Consider the following 15,022-nt stretch of genomic DNA (forward strand, 5'->3'; position numbering starts at 1 on the left):
CCTATGCGGCGGCGATCGGAGTCAGGAGCGCCCGGACCTCGGTGGCCTCCGGTGAGCCCAGCTTCTCGTAGATCTGCAGGGCTTCACGCCAGCAGACCTGGGCCCTGCCGGACTGACCGATTCCGAGCAGCGCCTTGCCCAGCACGGTCAGTACGTTGCCCCGGCGCCATTCGCCACCGATGCCCCGCAGTACCGTGAGCGCCATCTCGGCGTTGCTCGCCGCCCGGGCCGGCTTGCGGGCGTCCAGGTCGACCTCGGCGAGGCGGCAGAGAGCCATTCCTTCCCACAGTCGTTGACGGCTGTCCCGGAACACCCTGAGCGCTTCCTCGAGTTCGGCCGTGGCGTCCGTGTGGCGACCGCTCTTGCCGAGGGCCATGCCCAGCGCGTAGCGGCCGTTCGCCACCCGGAGGGAGTGGCCCAGCGTCTCGTAGATCTCGGTGCCCTGGCCCGCGAGCACGACGGCGCTGTCGGCGCGTCCGGTGGCGAGATGGAGTCGCGACAGGTTGCACAGCGGACTCGCCGACCCGGCCAGGTCGCCGCAGCCGCGGAACTCCTCGACCGCTCGGCTGAAGTAGGCCTCCGCGTCCGCGTACCGCTTCTGGTAGAAGGCGATGCTCCCGAGGATGTTCGCCGCCCAGCAGCAGGGCAACGGATCCTTGGACGCCTCGGCGAGGCGTAGTGCTTCCTTGGCCTCGCGGTAGGCCTGGTCGAACACTCCTGAGAACAGCAGGGCGTTGCTCAGGACAACCCTCGCGCGCCCTTCCGCGTGCGGGTCCGAAGCCTCCCGCGCGGCGTCCCGCAAAGCGGTCGCTGCGGCCTCGTACTCCTTCGAGTTGGCACCCGATTCGGCGAGGTCGACGGCCGCCCACAGCAGGTCGACGGCACGCCGAAGCGTCGGGGCTCCCGGCGACTGCCGTACACAGGCGAGGAGAGGGACGGCTTCCGCGTACAGCCAGTCCCAGGAAGCTTTCCGGTCCTCGAACGTCAGCCCCGTGTACGCCGTCGGCTCCAGGTGGTCCACCAGGCGGTCGCCGGGGCGTTCGATCGCGTACACCCCGGCCGCCGTGGCCAGATAGAAGTCCAGCAGCCGCGACATGGCCGCCGCCCGCTCGCTCGGGGGCTGTTCGTCGCGTTCGGCGCACGCACGCGCGTAGAGGCGGACCAGGTCGTGGTAGCGGTAGCGGCCGGGGGCCGCGGACTCCAGGAGGGAGGTGTCGACGAGGGACTCCAGGAGGTCCTCGGTGGCCTCGGCCGGGAGGTCGAGCACCGCCGCCGCGGCCGCGAGTGAGATGTCCGGGCCGTCGGCGAGGCCCAGCAGCCGGAAGGCGCGCGCCTGGGCCGGTTCGAGCTGGCCGTAGCCGAGCTCGAAGGTGGCCTTCACGGCCAGGTCCCCGGCCTGGAGTTCGTCCAGCCGGCGCCGCTCGTCGCCGAGCTTCGCCGCGAGCACCGACACCGTCCAGGTGCGGCGGGCGGCGAGCCGGGACGCGGCGATGCGGATGGCCAGGGGCAGGAAGCCGCAGGCCGCGACCACGTCGAGGGCGGCCTCCCGCTCGGAGGCGACCCGCTCCTCGCCCACGATCTTCGTGAAGAGCTGGAGCGCCTCCTCGGGGGACATCACGTCGAGGTCCACGAGATGGGCGCCCGCCAGGTCCACCATCCGGATGCGCGAGGTCACCAGGGCGGCGCAGCCCTCGGTGCCGGGCAGCAGCGGCCGTACCTGGGCGGCGTCGCGGGCGTTGTCGAGCAGGACCAGGACGCGGCGGCCGTCCAGGACGGAGCGGTAGAGGGCCGAGCGTTCCTCCAGCGAGTCCGGGATCGCGGAGTCCGCTGTTCCGAGGGCCCGCAGGAACGCGCCGAGGACCGTCTCGGGTTCGGCCGCCCGCGAGCCGGCGCCCTGGAGGTCGACGTAGAGCTGTCCGTCGGGGAAGGCCCCGCGGGCCTGGTGGGCCACGTGCACCGCGAGGGTGGTCTTGCCGACGCCGCCGATGCCCGCGAGCGCGGAGACGGCCATGACGCGGCCCTCCTCGGAGGACGCCGCGGCGAGCACGTCGCTCAGCTCCTGCACGAAGGACGCCCGGCCGGTGAAGTCGGTGACGGTCGCCGGGAGCTGGGCCGGGCGGACGAGGGCGACGACGGGCTCCGCCTTCGGGGCAGAGGGTTCGGCGAGGCCCGGGTCCGCCTGGAGTATGCGCTGCTGGAGTTCCTTCAGCCCCTGGCGCGGGTCCACCCCGAGCTCGTCGGCGAGCAGCCGGCGGGTGTCCGCGTACACGGCGAGGGCCTCGGCCTGGCGGCCGGAGCGGTACAGCGCCAGCATCAGCAGTTCCCGCAGGCGTTCGCGCAGCGGGTGCGCCGCGGTGAGCGCGGTGAGTTCGGAGACCGCCTCCGCGTGGAAGCCCTGTTCCAGGTCCATGTCGAGGCAGGATTCGAGGAGTTGCAGCCGCCACTCCTCCAGGCGGGCCCGCTGGGTCTCCGCGTGGGGGCCGGGGATGCTCGCGAGGGGTTCGCCGTCCCACAGGGCGAGGGCGTCCCTGAGCAGGTCGCGGGCGCGGGAGAGATCGCCCGCCGCGCGCGCCTTCTCGGCGTCGGCGGCGAGTTCCTGGGCGTTGACGTGGTCGAGCGCGCCCTCGCGCAGGGAGCGGATGGCGTAGCCGCCGGACTCGCTGACCAGCACGTCGGAGCCGAGCGTCTTGCGCAGCCGGGAGGCGTACGTCCGCAGGGCGGCCAGCGCCTGGGAGGGGGGCTCGTCGCCCCACAGGGCGTCGATGAGCTCGGAGGCCGTGGCGGTGCGGCCGTCGCGCAGCAGCAGCGCGGCCAGCAGGGCGCGTTGCTGCGGGGACCCGGCCGGCAGCGGATCGTCCCCCAGCCAGGCGCGCACCGGGCCGAGCACGCTGAAGCGCAACGCCGCGGGCTCCTCGGAGCCCGGATGCCACTGCTTCGGTACGCGCGGCACACCGTCCATCGCTGTCCCCCTGCCGAACTGTCAGTACAACGAGGCCAGTTTGCCTTGTTCATGGCGGATGCGTCAGCCGTGCGAGACAGCGATCACAAGGTGTGGTGCGGCAGTCCACACGGTCCCCACACAGGCTCCCCACACTTCCGCGCCCATTCATCTCCGCACGGTCGCCGGAGGCGCTCCTCGGCGGGCCGCCGGGCGGGCCGCCGACGGTGAGGCGGCGGGTGGTCGCGAGGGCGTCGACAGGGCGCCGCAAGAGAGCTGACGGGTCGTCAGATCAGCGCTACCGTGGCCGGTATGGAGACCACGGAAACCGCGCAGAGCCCCTCGGCGGACGCTCGGGCCGCCTTCCCGAGGATCATCTCGGTGGACGACCACACGGTCGAACCGCCCCACGTCTGGCGGGACCGGCTGCCCGCGAAGTACCAGGACACCGGCCCCCGCATCGTCCGCGCACCCCTGAAGGAGATGACCTTCCTGGGAGGGAAGTTCGCCCCCGTGATGGGCGCGCCGGGCGACGAGGGCCCCGTCGGGGACTGGTGGGTCTACGAAGATCTGCACCGGCCCCTCACCCGCCTCGACACGGCCGTCGGCTACGACCGTGACGAGATCCGGCTCGAGATCATCACGTACGAGCAGATGCGCCCCGGCTCGTACGACGTGCCGCGGCGGCTGGCCGACATGGACGTCAACCACGTGCAGTCCGCCCTCTGCTTCCCCACCTTCCCCCGGTTCTGCGGCCAGACGTTCACCGAGGCGGCCGACCGTGAACTCGCCCTTCTCTCGGTGCGGGCCTACAACGACTGGATGGTGGAGGAGTGGTGCGGGCCGGACGCCCGCGGGCGCCTGATACCGCTCACGCTCGTACCGCTGTGGGACGCCCGTCTCGCGGCGGACGAGGTGCGCCGCAACGCCGCCCGCGGGGTGCGCGCGGTGGCCTTCTCCGAGATCCCGCCGCACCTCGGGCTCCCGTCCGTGCACACCGACGACTGGGACCCCTTCCTCGCCGCGTGCGACGAGACGGGCACCGTCGTCGCCATGCACATCGGCTCCAGCAGCCGGATGCCCTCGACCTCCGCCGACGCGCCGCCCGCGGTCGGCTCGACGATCACCTTCGCCAACTGCTGCTTCTCGATGGTCGACTGGCTGATGAGCGGCAAGTTCGAGCGCTTCCCGAACCTGAAGGTGATGTACGCGGAGGGGCAGATCGGCTGGATCCCGTACATCCTGGAGCGCGCCGACGTGGTGTGGGAGGAGAACCGCGCCTGGGGCGGGGTGGCCGACAAGGTCCACCGCCCGCCGTCCGAACTCTTCGCCGACCACGTGTACGGCTGCTTCTTCGACGACGCCTTCGGACTGCGCAACCTCGACGCGATCGGCGTCGCCAACGTCCTCTACGAGACCGACTACCCGCACTCCGACTCCACCTGGCCGAAGTCGAAGGAGGTCGGCGAGGCCCAGATGGGCCACCTGGCCCCGGACGTGGTCGAGCGGATCGTACGCGGGAACGCGATCGACCTGCTGGGGCTGACGAAGGACGGGCTCTGGGCGGGCTGAGAGGCATGCGATGCGTGTGCCCCGGCCTCCGGGGCCGCGGGCTCGGCTACCCGCACACCTCTTGTCTGACGGTACGTCAGGGATGAGTATGGCGGCGCGACTCAAGAAGTGACGAACCGTCAGATAGGAGGCGGGCCATGCAGGTCCTGCCCGAAGGGCGGCTGGCGTACGGCATCCAGCTCCCCGTCCAGTCCCAGAGCGCGATCTACGCGGAACCCTGGGAAGCCGCCGCCGGGCCCGACGACCTCGTCGAGATCGCTCGTGCGGCCGACCGTGCCGGGTTCGCCTACATCGCGAGCTGCGACCACGTCGCCATACCGCGCCGGCTCGCGGACGCCATGAGCACCGTCTGGTACGACCCCGTCGCCACGCTCGCCTACCTCGCGGCCGCCACCGAGCGCGTCCTGCTGCTCAGTCATGTCGCGGTCGTCGGGCTGCGCCATCCGCTCGTGACGGCCAAGCAGTACGCGACCCTCGACCACCTCTCCGGCGGCAGGCTGATCCTCGGGGTCGGCGCCGGGCACGTACGGGAGGAGTTCGAGGCGGTCGGGGCCGACTTCGAGCGCCGGGGGGCCGTCCTCGACGAGACGATCGACGCGCTGCGCGCCGCGCTCGGGCCCGAGGAGTTCCCCGTCCACCACGGCAAGACGTACGACTTCGAAGGGCTTGGCCAGCGGCCCAGGCCCGCCCAGCAGCGCGTGCCCGTGTGGGTGGGCGGCTCCTCGCCCGCCGCCGTGCGGCGGGCCGCGCTGCGCGGCGACGGCTGGCTGCCGCAGGGCGATCCGCGCGACCGGCTGCCGGGGCAGATCGCCCGGCTGCGGGAACTGCGGGCCGAGGCCGGGATCGAGGAGCCACTGACGATCGGCGCCATCACCGAGCCGCTGTACGTCGGCGAGCCCGGCTGGGAGACCGGGCGGCGGACGCTGAGCGGATCGCCCGGGGAACTGGCCGCGTCGCTGCGCGAGTACGGCGCCATGGGCGTGCACCAGATCCAGGTGCGGTTCCGCAGCCGGAGCCGCGCCGAACTCACGGACCAGATAGCGGCGTTCGGAGCGGACGTCGCGCCCCACCTCGGCTAGGGAGTCACGGCATGGGCAAGCTGGACGGACGGGTCGTCCTCGTCACCGGCGCGGCGCGCGGGCAGGGCGAACAGGAGGCGCGGCTCTTCGCCGCGGAGGGCGCGCGCGTGATCGTCGCGGACGTCCTCGACGACCAGGGCCGGGAACTCGCCGAGGAGATCGGCGCGCACTACGTGCACCTGGACGTGGGCCGGGAGGAGGACTGGAGCGCGGCGGTCGCCTCCGCGAAGGCCGCGTACGGGCGGATCGACGGGCTGGTCAACAACGCCGGCATCCTGCGCTTCAACGCGCTCGTCGACACCCCGCTGGCCGAGTTCCTGCAGATCGTGCAGGTCAACCAGGTCGGGGTGTTCCTCGGGATCAAGGCGCTCGCGCCCGAGATCGCCGAGGCCGGCGGCGGCACGATCGTGAACACGGCCTCCTTCACCGGGCTCACGGGCATGGCGTACGTGGGCGCCTACGCGGCGACCAAGCACGCGATCGTCGGCCTGACCCGGGTGGCCGCGCTCGAACTCGCGGACAAGGGGATCCGCGTCAACGCCGTCTGCCCCGGCGCGGTCGACACGGCCATGAGCAATCCGGCGCAGCTCTCCGGCGCGGACGGCGAGGAGGCCTCGCAGGCCCTCGACGCGTTCTACGGCAAGCTCGTGCCCCTCGGCCGGATCGGCCGCCCCGAGGACGTGGCCAGGCTGGCGCTGTTCCTGACCGGCGAGGACTCCTCGTACATCACCGGGCAGCCCTTCGTGATCGACGGCGGCTGGCTCGCGGGCGTGAGCGTTCTCTGACGACGCGTCAGCTATTGACGGTCCCCGCGCACGGTGGAACAGTCGGCTCAATGAATCTGACGGTATGTCAGATAACTGGATGGGGACGGTGAACCTCCTTGGAATTCGGGCTCTTTGTACAGGGATACGTGGGCAAGCGGGCCGAGACCGACCCGCTCGCGGAGCACAAGGCGCTGATGGAGGAGACCGAGTACGTCATCCAGGCGGACAAGTCCGGCTTCAAGTACGCCTGGGCGTCCGAGCACCACTTCCTGGAGGAGTACTCGCACCTCTCGGCCAACGACGTCTACCTCGGCTACCTCGCGCACGCCACCGACCGCATCCACCTCGGCTCCGGCATCTTCAACCCGCTCGCCCAGGTCAACCACCCGGTCAAGGTCGCCGAGAAGGTCGCCATGCTCGACCATCTCAGCGGCAACCGCTTCGAGTTCGGGTCCGGCCGCGGCGCCGGCTCGCACGAGATCCTCGGCTTCCTCCCCGGCATCACCGACATGAACTTCACCAAGGAGATCTGGGAAGAGACCATCGCCGAGTTCCCGAAGATGTGGCTCCAGGACGAGTACGTCGGCTTCCAGGGCAAGCACTGGTCGCTGCCGCCGCGCAAGATCCTGCCCAAGCCGTACGGGAAGTCGCACCCGGCCATGTGGTACGCCGCCGGGTCGCCTCCCTCGTACGCCATGGCCGCCCGCAAGGGCCTCGGCGTGCTCGGGTTCAGCGTGCAGAAGGTCGCCGACATGGAGTGGGTCCTGGAGCAGTACAAGACGGCCGTCGTGAACGCCGAGCCCATCGGCGACTTCGTCAACGACAACGTGATGGTGACCACCACCGCCATCTGCGCGCCCACCCACGACGAGGCGATCCGGATCGCGGTCGCCGGCGGGCTGCACTACCTGCCCTCCCTCGTCTTCCGCTACCACGACACCTTCCCGCGCCCCGAGGGCTTCCCCGTCTGGCCCGAGACCCTCCCCGAGTACACCCCCGAGTTCGTCGAGCTCCTCATCGAGGAGGAACTGCTGATCTGCGGCGACCCGGACGAGGTGCTCACCCAGTGCAAACGCTGGGAGCAGGCGGGCGCCGACCAGCTCAGCTTCGGGCTGCCCGTCGGCGTGCCCAAGGAGGAGACCCTCCAGACGATCCGGCTGATCGGCGAGCACGTCATTCCGAAGATCGACACGGACCCGGTGCACCGCACGACCCGGTTCCGCCAAGCCGCCTAGGGGGTACTTCCGCGATGCTCGACCATCTGATCAAGGGCGCGACCGTCGTGGACGGGACGGGAGCGCCCGCCCGCACCGCGGACGTGGGCCTGCGCGACGGCCGGATCGCCGTGATCGGCAGGGTCACCGAGCCGTCCCGGACCAGCGAGGACGCGCACGGGCTCGTCCTCGCCCCCGGCTTCGTGGACCCGCACACGCACTACGACGCCCAGCTCTTCTGGGACCCGTACGCGACCCCCTCCCTCAACCACGGGGTCACCACGGTCGCGGGCGGCAACTGCGGGTTCACCCTCGCCCCGCTGAACCCCGACCGCCCCGAGGACGCCGACTACACGCGCCGCATGCTGTCCAGGGTCGAAGGCATGTCCCTGGTCGCCCTGGAGGAGGGCGCGCCCTGGAACTGGCACACCTTCGGCGACTACCTCGACGCCCTGGAGGGCCGCATCGCGGTCAACGCGGGCTTCATGGTGGGCCACTGCGCGCTGCGCCGGTACGTGATGGGCGCCGACGCGGTGGGCGGACAGCCGTCGGGGGAGCAGCTCGACGCCATGCTGCGGCTGTTCCACGAGGCCATGGACGCCGGGGCCTGGGGCCTGTCCACCACCCAGTCCTCCACCCACTCCGACGGCGACGGCGCCCCGGTGGCCTCCCGGCACGCCCGGCCCGCCGAACTGCTCGCCCTCGCACAGGCGGTGGGCGAGCACGAGGGCACCCAGATCGAGGCGATCACGGCCGGCTGCCTCGACCAGTTCAGCGACGCCGAGATCGATCTGTTCGTCGAGATGAGCGCGGTCGCGGGCCGCCCGCTCAACTGGAACGTCCTGACGATCGACTCCGCCGTGCCCGAGCGCGTCCCGCGCCAGTTGGAGGCGAGCGACCGCGCCCGCAAGTCCGGCGGCCGGGTCGTCGCGCTCACCATGCCGATCCTCACCCCGATGAACATGTCGCTCGGCGCCTTCTGCGCCCTGAACCTGATCCCCGGCTGGGGGCCGGTCCTCGCGCTGCCCGTCCCCGAGCGCATCGCGAAGCTCCGCGACCCGGGCGTCCGCGCCGAGATGCTCCGGCGCGCGGAGAGCAAGGAGGCGGGCGTCTTCCGGAGGCTCGCCGACTTCGGCCGGTACGTCATCGGCGACACCTACAGCGCCGCGAACGAGGGCCTGACCGGACGCGTGGTGCGGGACATCGCCGCCGAACGCGGCCAGGAGCCGTTCGCGTGCCTGGTGGAGATCTGCGCGGCCGACGAACTGCGGACGGTCCTGTGGCCCATGCCCACCGACAACGACCCGGACTCCTGGGCCCTGCGCGCCGAGACCTGGCAGCACCAGGACGTCCTGCTCGGCGGCTCCGACGCGGGCGCCCATCTGGACCGCATGTGCGGGGCCCCGTACACCACCCGGTTCCTCGGGGACTGCCTGCGCGGCCGCGGACTCGTGCCGCTGGAGCGGGCGGTGCGGATGCTGACGGACGATCCGGCGCGGCTGTTCGGGCTGCGCGGACGCGGGCGCGTCGAGGTGGGATTCCATGCGGACCTGGTGCTCTTCGACCCGGAACGGATCGACGCCGGCAAGGCCACCCTGGTGCACGACCTGCCGGGTGACAGTCCGCGTCTCGACTCCCGGGCGATCGGGGTGCGGGCCGTGTGGGTCAACGGGACCGAGGCGATCCGCGACGACGTCGTGACGGGCGCGGTGCCGGGCAGGGTGCTCCGGTCGGGCCGCGACACCCGGACGGTGAGCACCCGGTGACGGCCTCGCAGAGCGCCGGGCAGCGGCTGTTCATCGGCGGGGCGTGGGTGGCGCCCGAGCACGGCTTCTACGAGGTCGTCGACCCGGCGACCGAGAAGGTGGTCGGGCTCGCGCCCGAGGCGTCCCGGGCCCAGGTGCACGCCGCCGCGGCGGCGGCCCGCGAGGCCTTCGGACCCTGGTCGCGCACCCCCGCTGAGGAACGGGCCGCCGTTCTCGCGCGGGCCGCGGACGTCATCCAGCGCAACCTCGTGCCGTACGCCGAGCTCGCGCAGGCGGAGAGCGGCGCCACCACCGGGACGGCGCGCGGCATGCAGGTCGGGGTCGGGGTGGCCCGGTTCCGGCGCTACGCGCGGCCCGAGCCGGTCGAGAGCGCGCTGCCGCCGCAGATCAACGAGGCGGGACCGTTCGGCGGGGCCGCCGTGATGGGCGCGCTGGCCGTGCGCCAGCCCGTCGGCGTGGTCACCTGCATCACCTCGTACAACAATCCCTGGGCCAACCCGGCGGGCAAGATCGCCCCCGCGCTGGCGATGGGCAACACCGTGCTGGTCAAGCCGGCCCCGCAGGACCCGCTGTCGGTGTACCGGATGGCCGAGGCGCTGGAGGCGGCCGGTGTGCCGCCGGGCGTGGTGAACGTGGTCGGCGGCTCGACGGCGGAGTCCGGCGAGGCGGCGGTCGACTCCGGGGACGTCGACATGGTCAGTTTCACCGGCTCGACGGCGGTCGGGCAGCGGATCGCCGAGGTGTGCGGGCGCGGAATGAAGCGCCAGCTCATGGAACTGGGCGGCAAGGGCGCGGCGATCGTCTTCGACGACGCGGACCTGGCCTCGGCGGTGTCGGGCATCGGCACGACCTTCTCGTTCTACAGCGGTCAGATCTGCACGGCGCCGACGCGGGTGCTGGTGCAGCGCGGCGTGCACGATGCGCTCGTGCGCCAACTGGCCGCCTACGCGGGTCATGTGCGAGTGGGGGATCCGCGCGAGCGGGGCACGGTGGTCGGCCCGGTCATCTCGGCGGCCCACCGCGACCGCGTCGAGTCCTACGTCGAACTCGGCCGCAAGGAAGGCGCGCGGATCGTGACGGGCGGCGAACGACCCTCCCTCCCCAGCGGCTTCTACGTCGCCCCGACCCTTCTGGCCGACTGCACACCGGACATGAGGGTCGTCCGCGAGGAGATCTTCGGCCCGGTCGTCGTCGTCCTGCCCTTCGACGACGAGGAGGAGGCGATCGCCCTCGCCGACGACTCCGACTACGGCCTGATCGACTACGTCTGGTCCGGGGACGTGGCCCGCGCCTTCCGCGTCGCCCGCCGGCTGCGCGCGGGCGGGGTCGGCGTCAACACGGTCGGCCGCAACATGGAGGCCCCCTTCGGCGGCTTCAAGAAGAGCGGCGTGGGCCGCGACGTGGGCTCGTACGCCCTGCACGCGTACAGCGAGACCCAGTCGATCGTGTGGCCGGGGTGAGACGGCGGGCGGCGGTCGGTCTCGGGTAGCGCCGCTACGGCGGGAGCGGGAGGACTCGGGTAGCGACGCTACGGTGATGGTGTTAGCGTTGTTTCCATCGGGATGGTGAACACCGCTACCCCGGCCGAGACAAGGAGCAACGCCATGAGTGAGCAGCCGAGCACCTCCCCGCGCGTCGCGATCGTCACCGGAGGGTCCCGCGGCATCGGCCGTGAGAGTGCCGAGCGGCTGGCCCGTGAGGGATACGCCGTCGTCGTGAACTACGCGGGCAACGCCGCCGAGGCCGACAAGGCGGTCGCCGCGATCGGCGAGGCGGGCGGGCAGGCCGTCGCCTTCCGCGCCGACGTCGCCGAGGAGGCGGAGGTCGCCGCCCTCTTCGACACGGCCGAGAAGACCTTCGGCGGCGTCGACGTCGTCGTCCACGCCGCCGGCGTCATGACCCTGGCCCCGCTCGTCGACCTCGACCTCGACGCCCTGGACCGGATGCACCGCACCAACATCCGCGGCACGTTCGTCGTGGACCAGCAGGCCACCCGCCGGCTGCGCGCGGGCGGCGCGATCATCAACTTCTCCAGCTCCGTCCTGGCCCTCGCGATCCCCGGCTACACCGCGTACGCCGCCACGAAGGGCGCCGTCGAGGCCATGACCCTGATCCTCGCCCGCGAGATGCGCGGCCGGGACATCACCGTCAACGCCGTGGCCCCCGGCCCGACCGCCACCGCCCTCTTCCTGGACGGCAAGGACGAGGAGACCATCGCCCGGATGGCCGCCCAGCCGCCCCTGGAGCGGCTCGGCACCCCCGAGGACATCGCCTCGGTCGTCGCCTTCCTCGCCGGCCCCGGGGGACGCTGGGTCAACGGGCAGGTCCTGCGCGCCAACGGCGGCATCGCCTGAGACCGCCCGCTGCGCCCGCGGCGCCGAAGATGTCAGGATCACCGCCATGAGCGACAGTACGAACCCCGGCGCGGCCCCCGTGACCACCCGGGCGCGCATCCTCGCCGTGGCCGCCGAGCTGGTCGCGAAGTCCCCCGACGGCGACGTCTCGACCCGGGCCGTGTGCGAGGCCGCCGGAGTCGGCGCACCCGCGCTCTACCGCCACTTCGGCGACAAGGAGGGCCTGCTGTCGGCCGTCGTCGACCACGGCTGGGAGCGCTACCTCGCGGCCAAGCGGGAACGGCACCCCGGCACGGACCCGGTCCAGGACCTGCGTGACGGGTGGGACGGTCACACCGAGTTCGCCCTGCGGAACCCGAACCTCTACCGCCTGATGCACTCCCCGGCGATGCGCACCCCGCCCGCCGCGGCGCTGGAGGCCCACCGCATCCTCACCGGCGACCTGCGCCGCGCCGCCGAACAGGGCAAGCTGCGGCTCGCCCCCGAACTCGCCGCGCAGATGATCATGTCCGCCAACGTCGGTGTCTGCCTGATGCTGGTCTCCCGCCCGGCGACCTTCATGGACGAGAGCCTGTCGCGCCGCGTGCGGGACGCGGTGCACGTCTCCGTCTTCACCCCGGACGTGACCGCTCCCGAGCCGCGGACGGCCGGATCCGAGGCCTCCACCGTCCCCGCCACCGCGATCCGCCTGGGCGCGCAGCTCCGCCAGAACCCGAGCCCCGCCTTCACCACCGCCGAGACGGCCCTGTTCACCGAGTGGCTGGACCGCCTGTCCGACTCGGGTTGACGTCCCGGCCCGGGGTCCGTCGCCTCGCTACTTCGACATGATGAAGTCCAGGGCGTAGCCGGAGGCCGTCGTCCAGTAGGTGACCCGCTGGAAGTCGTTGGCGTACAGCGTGTCGACGGGCATGGGGACGTCGATCGGCTTGCCCACGGTGCTGCCTGGCCTGCTGCCCTGGAGGGTGAGGGTGATGCTCTTCGCCTCGTACTCGTCCATGGGGCCGCTGACGAGCAGAGCGGCGTACCCCTCCTGGCCCGGGTCGAGGGTGACGGGCTTGCCCGGGTCCGGGTCGCTCTCCTTGATCACGGGGGCCGTGGTCCGGCCGTCGCCGAGCCGCACGAGCGGGTAGCCGTACAGGTTGCACTTCTTGTCGCTCGCGTTCTGGACGGTGAGGACGAGGTGCCGGGCGTCCCGCTCCGTCACGGCGGACACCCCGAGTTCCGTCTGGGAGCAGGCGACGATCGTCTGCTTGCCGCCGGCGCCGGTGCTGCCGCCACCGGTGCCGGTGCTCGTGCCGCCCGAGCCGCCGGCGCTGCTGGTGCCGCCCTTGCCGCCGGCGCCGCTCGTGCTCCCACCGCTGCCCGTGCCGCCGCCGCTTCCGGTGCTGCCGCCGGTGCTCCCCGCGCCGCCGGCACCGTTACCGGCCCCGTCGCCGCTCGCGGCGCCCGAAGAGCCGCCCGGCTTCGCGGAGGCCGTCGTGCCCGGCCGGGCCGAGGACGTGGAACCGTCCGAACCCTCGGCCGCGCCCGGGTCGCACGCCGTGGTCGCGAGCAGCGCCGCTGCCGCCGCGGCCCCGAGGGCGTAGGTCTTCCAGCCCCTGGGGCCGGTGTGGTTCCTGCGGGCAGGCGTGTTCATGGTGTCCCCGTTTCCTCTTCCGGTCCGTATGGAGGTCGCACACGCCGGCGGCCGGCCACCCCCGCGGGGAATCCGCCCTGGGTGTCCGCCCCGTCCTGAGCGCGGGAGGACATGTCCTGAGCGTGGGAGGACATGGGTGTCCCGTGGACGGGCGGGCCGGGATGCCGGCGCCGCCGAGCGGACGATCCTGCTCGGCCGGTGCGACATCCACAGCATGGGATTCCTCGCGGAGCCGGGGCAACAGTTGCCCGTCAACCCGGGACGGTGGAACCATCCCACCCCGGATGACCTGCGAAAACGCGGAAGCCTGGGATGCCCGACCGGGATGCGAGGACCCCGGCGGCCGCACCCCGCGGCGGCCTCACCCCCGCAGATCCACCCGTACCGTCAGCAGCCCCGTCCCGATGAGCCGTACGGCCGCGCTGTTGCCCCGGGGCAGGGTGTGCAGCCGGGCCACCGGGTCGTCGTCCGGGAGGAGGTGCGCGGTGCCCTCGTGCCAGCGGCCGCGGAGCCGCACCCGCACCCTCGGATCCGCCTGGATGTTGCGTATGTACTGCGACCGTTCCCCGAACTCCGAGACCAGCCAGAAGGCGTCACCGACGCGGCGGCCGCCGAGCGGAGTGCGCCGGGGCAGGCCGGAGACGCGGCCGGTGGTCTCCAGGAGCGTCTGGAACGGCATCCGGCGCGCGAGCGGGTTGACGAGGTGCCGCTGGAAGGCGGTCGTGGCGCGGAACCTGAGGTCGGTGAGGCGGGCCATGGTCGGTGGGGCTCCTGTCCGGGCTGGTGTGTGGCACAAGGGAGTTGTTTCAATGGTCCCCGATGTCGCGCGACGGGAGCAGGTGGCTGAGGATGCGGGTCGTGACCTGGAACCTCTGGTGGCGGTTCGGGCCATGGGAGGAGCGGCAGAAGGCGATCCTGGCCGTGCTGCGCGAACTGCAGCCCGACGTCGTCGGGTTGCAGGAGGTGTGGCAGTGCGGGGGCCAGAACCTCGCGGGCTGGCTCGCCGACGAGCTCGGGATGCACTGGACCTGGGCCGCCTCCGACGCCTCGGACCGCTGGCAGCGGCGGATCGGGGACCCCACGGTCGAGGTCGGCAACGCGGTGCTGAGCCGCTGGCCGGTGGTGGCGCAGGAGGTGCTGCGGCTGCCCGCCCCCGAGGAGCTGTACGACGGTCGGCTCGCCCTGTACACCCGCCTGGCCACGCCCACCCACGAAGTGCCCTTCTTCACCACCCACCTCACCTCGGCCATCCACGCCTCGGGCGTGCGCCGCGAACAGGTCACCGCCCTGGCGGAGTTCGTCGCCGCGCACCGGGGCGGCACCGACTTCCCCCCGGTCGTCACGGGCGACTTCAACGCCTGGCCGGACTCCGACGAGATCCGCCTGTTCGGGGGGTACAAGACGTCCCCCGTGGTCCCCGGACAGGTCTTCCTCGACGCCTGGGAGTACGCCGACCCGACGGCACCCTGGGCCACCTGGGACCCGGCGAACGCCCATGTGGGCCCGCACAGCCCCGCCGCCCGCATCGACTACGTCCACGTCGGCCCGACCGGCCCCGGCGGCCTGGGCCACGTCCGATCCGTACGCCGGGCCGGGGACGGCCCGACCGGCGGGACATGGCCCTCGGACCACACGGCAGTGGTCGCCGACCTGTCCCTCCCGCCGGGCGGTCAGGACGCGCTCTGAGGCCTGACGC

General features: G+C 72.6%; 12 protein-coding genes. 9 read left to right on the forward strand and 3 right to left on the reverse strand.

What is annotated here, in order from left to right:
- Position 1 precedes the first annotated feature (1 nt).
- Positions 2–2,959, reverse strand: a complete 2,958-nt coding sequence (gene afsR, locus ACZ4TO_RS26935) for an SARP-family global regulator AfsR (protein WP_468025412.1) — start codon at positions 2,957–2,959, stop codon at positions 2–4.
- Between the two features lie 291 nt (positions 2,960–3,250).
- On the opposite strand from afsR, the gene ACZ4TO_RS26940 reads away from it, so the two are divergent.
- The 8 genes from ACZ4TO_RS26940 (at position 3,251) to ACZ4TO_RS26975 (ending at position 12,477) form a co-directional block, all read left to right on the forward strand.
- Positions 3,251–4,510 carry an amidohydrolase family protein gene (locus ACZ4TO_RS26940; protein ID WP_385042426.1) on the forward strand — a complete coding sequence of 420 codons (1,260 nt, stop codon included), beginning with the start codon at positions 3,251–3,253 and terminating at the stop codon, positions 4,508–4,510.
- 137 nt (positions 4,511–4,647) lie between these two features.
- Positions 4,648–5,589, forward strand: coding sequence for a TIGR03619 family F420-dependent LLM class oxidoreductase (locus tag ACZ4TO_RS26945; RefSeq protein WP_468025413.1), 942 nt, complete (start codon positions 4,648–4,650; stop codon positions 5,587–5,589).
- 11 nt (positions 5,590–5,600) lie between these two features.
- On the forward strand, positions 5,601–6,374 hold the full coding sequence (locus ACZ4TO_RS26950) for an SDR family NAD(P)-dependent oxidoreductase (RefSeq protein ID WP_382791347.1): 774 nt from the start codon (positions 5,601–5,603) through the stop codon (positions 6,372–6,374).
- A 98-nt stretch (positions 6,375–6,472) separates the two neighbouring features.
- On the forward strand, positions 6,473–7,591 hold the full coding sequence (locus ACZ4TO_RS26955; RefSeq protein ID WP_355759585.1) for an LLM class flavin-dependent oxidoreductase: 1,119 nt from the start codon (positions 6,473–6,475) through the stop codon (positions 7,589–7,591).
- Between the two features lie 14 nt (positions 7,592–7,605).
- Positions 7,606–9,336 carry an N-acyl-D-amino-acid deacylase family protein gene (locus ACZ4TO_RS26960; RefSeq protein ID WP_468025414.1) on the forward strand — a complete coding sequence of 577 codons (1,731 nt, stop codon included), beginning with the start codon at positions 7,606–7,608 and terminating at the stop codon, positions 9,334–9,336.
- The gene (locus tag ACZ4TO_RS26965) at positions 9,333–10,796 is read left to right on the forward strand and encodes an aldehyde dehydrogenase family protein (protein WP_468025415.1); all 1,464 of its coding nucleotides are present in this window, start codon (positions 9,333–9,335) and stop codon (positions 10,794–10,796) included. The genes ACZ4TO_RS26960 and ACZ4TO_RS26965 overlap by 4 nt, the downstream gene beginning before the upstream one ends.
- A 144-nt stretch (positions 10,797–10,940) precedes the next feature.
- Positions 10,941–11,690, forward strand: a complete 750-nt coding sequence (locus ACZ4TO_RS26970; protein WP_468025416.1) for an SDR family oxidoreductase — start codon at positions 10,941–10,943, stop codon at positions 11,688–11,690.
- Between the two features lie 46 nt (positions 11,691–11,736).
- Positions 11,737–12,477, forward strand: a complete 741-nt coding sequence (locus tag ACZ4TO_RS26975) for a TetR/AcrR family transcriptional regulator (protein ID WP_382791360.1) — start codon at positions 11,737–11,739, stop codon at positions 12,475–12,477.
- Between the two features lie 27 nt (positions 12,478–12,504).
- Here the strand turns inward: ACZ4TO_RS26975 and ACZ4TO_RS26980 are convergent, their stop codons facing one another.
- Together ACZ4TO_RS26980 and ACZ4TO_RS26985 are read right to left on the reverse strand one after the other, a co-directional pair.
- On the reverse strand, positions 12,505–13,326 hold the full coding sequence (locus tag ACZ4TO_RS26980; RefSeq protein ID WP_468025417.1) for a DUF4232 domain-containing protein: 822 nt from the start codon (positions 13,324–13,326) through the stop codon (positions 12,505–12,507).
- Positions 13,327–13,687: 361 nt separating this feature from the next.
- Positions 13,688–14,083, reverse strand: a complete 396-nt coding sequence (locus tag ACZ4TO_RS26985) for a nitroreductase/quinone reductase family protein (RefSeq protein ID WP_382791365.1) — start codon at positions 14,081–14,083, stop codon at positions 13,688–13,690.
- 92 nt (positions 14,084–14,175) lie between these two features.
- Between ACZ4TO_RS26985 and ACZ4TO_RS26990 the strand changes: the two genes are divergently transcribed.
- Positions 14,176–15,012 carry an endonuclease/exonuclease/phosphatase family protein gene (locus ACZ4TO_RS26990; RefSeq protein WP_468025418.1) on the forward strand — a complete coding sequence of 279 codons (837 nt, stop codon included), beginning with the start codon at positions 14,176–14,178 and terminating at the stop codon, positions 15,010–15,012.
- The last annotated feature ends 10 nt before the right edge of the window (positions 15,013–15,022 follow it).

It is taken from the genome of Streptomyces sp. NPDC028298, assembly GCF_055565895.1.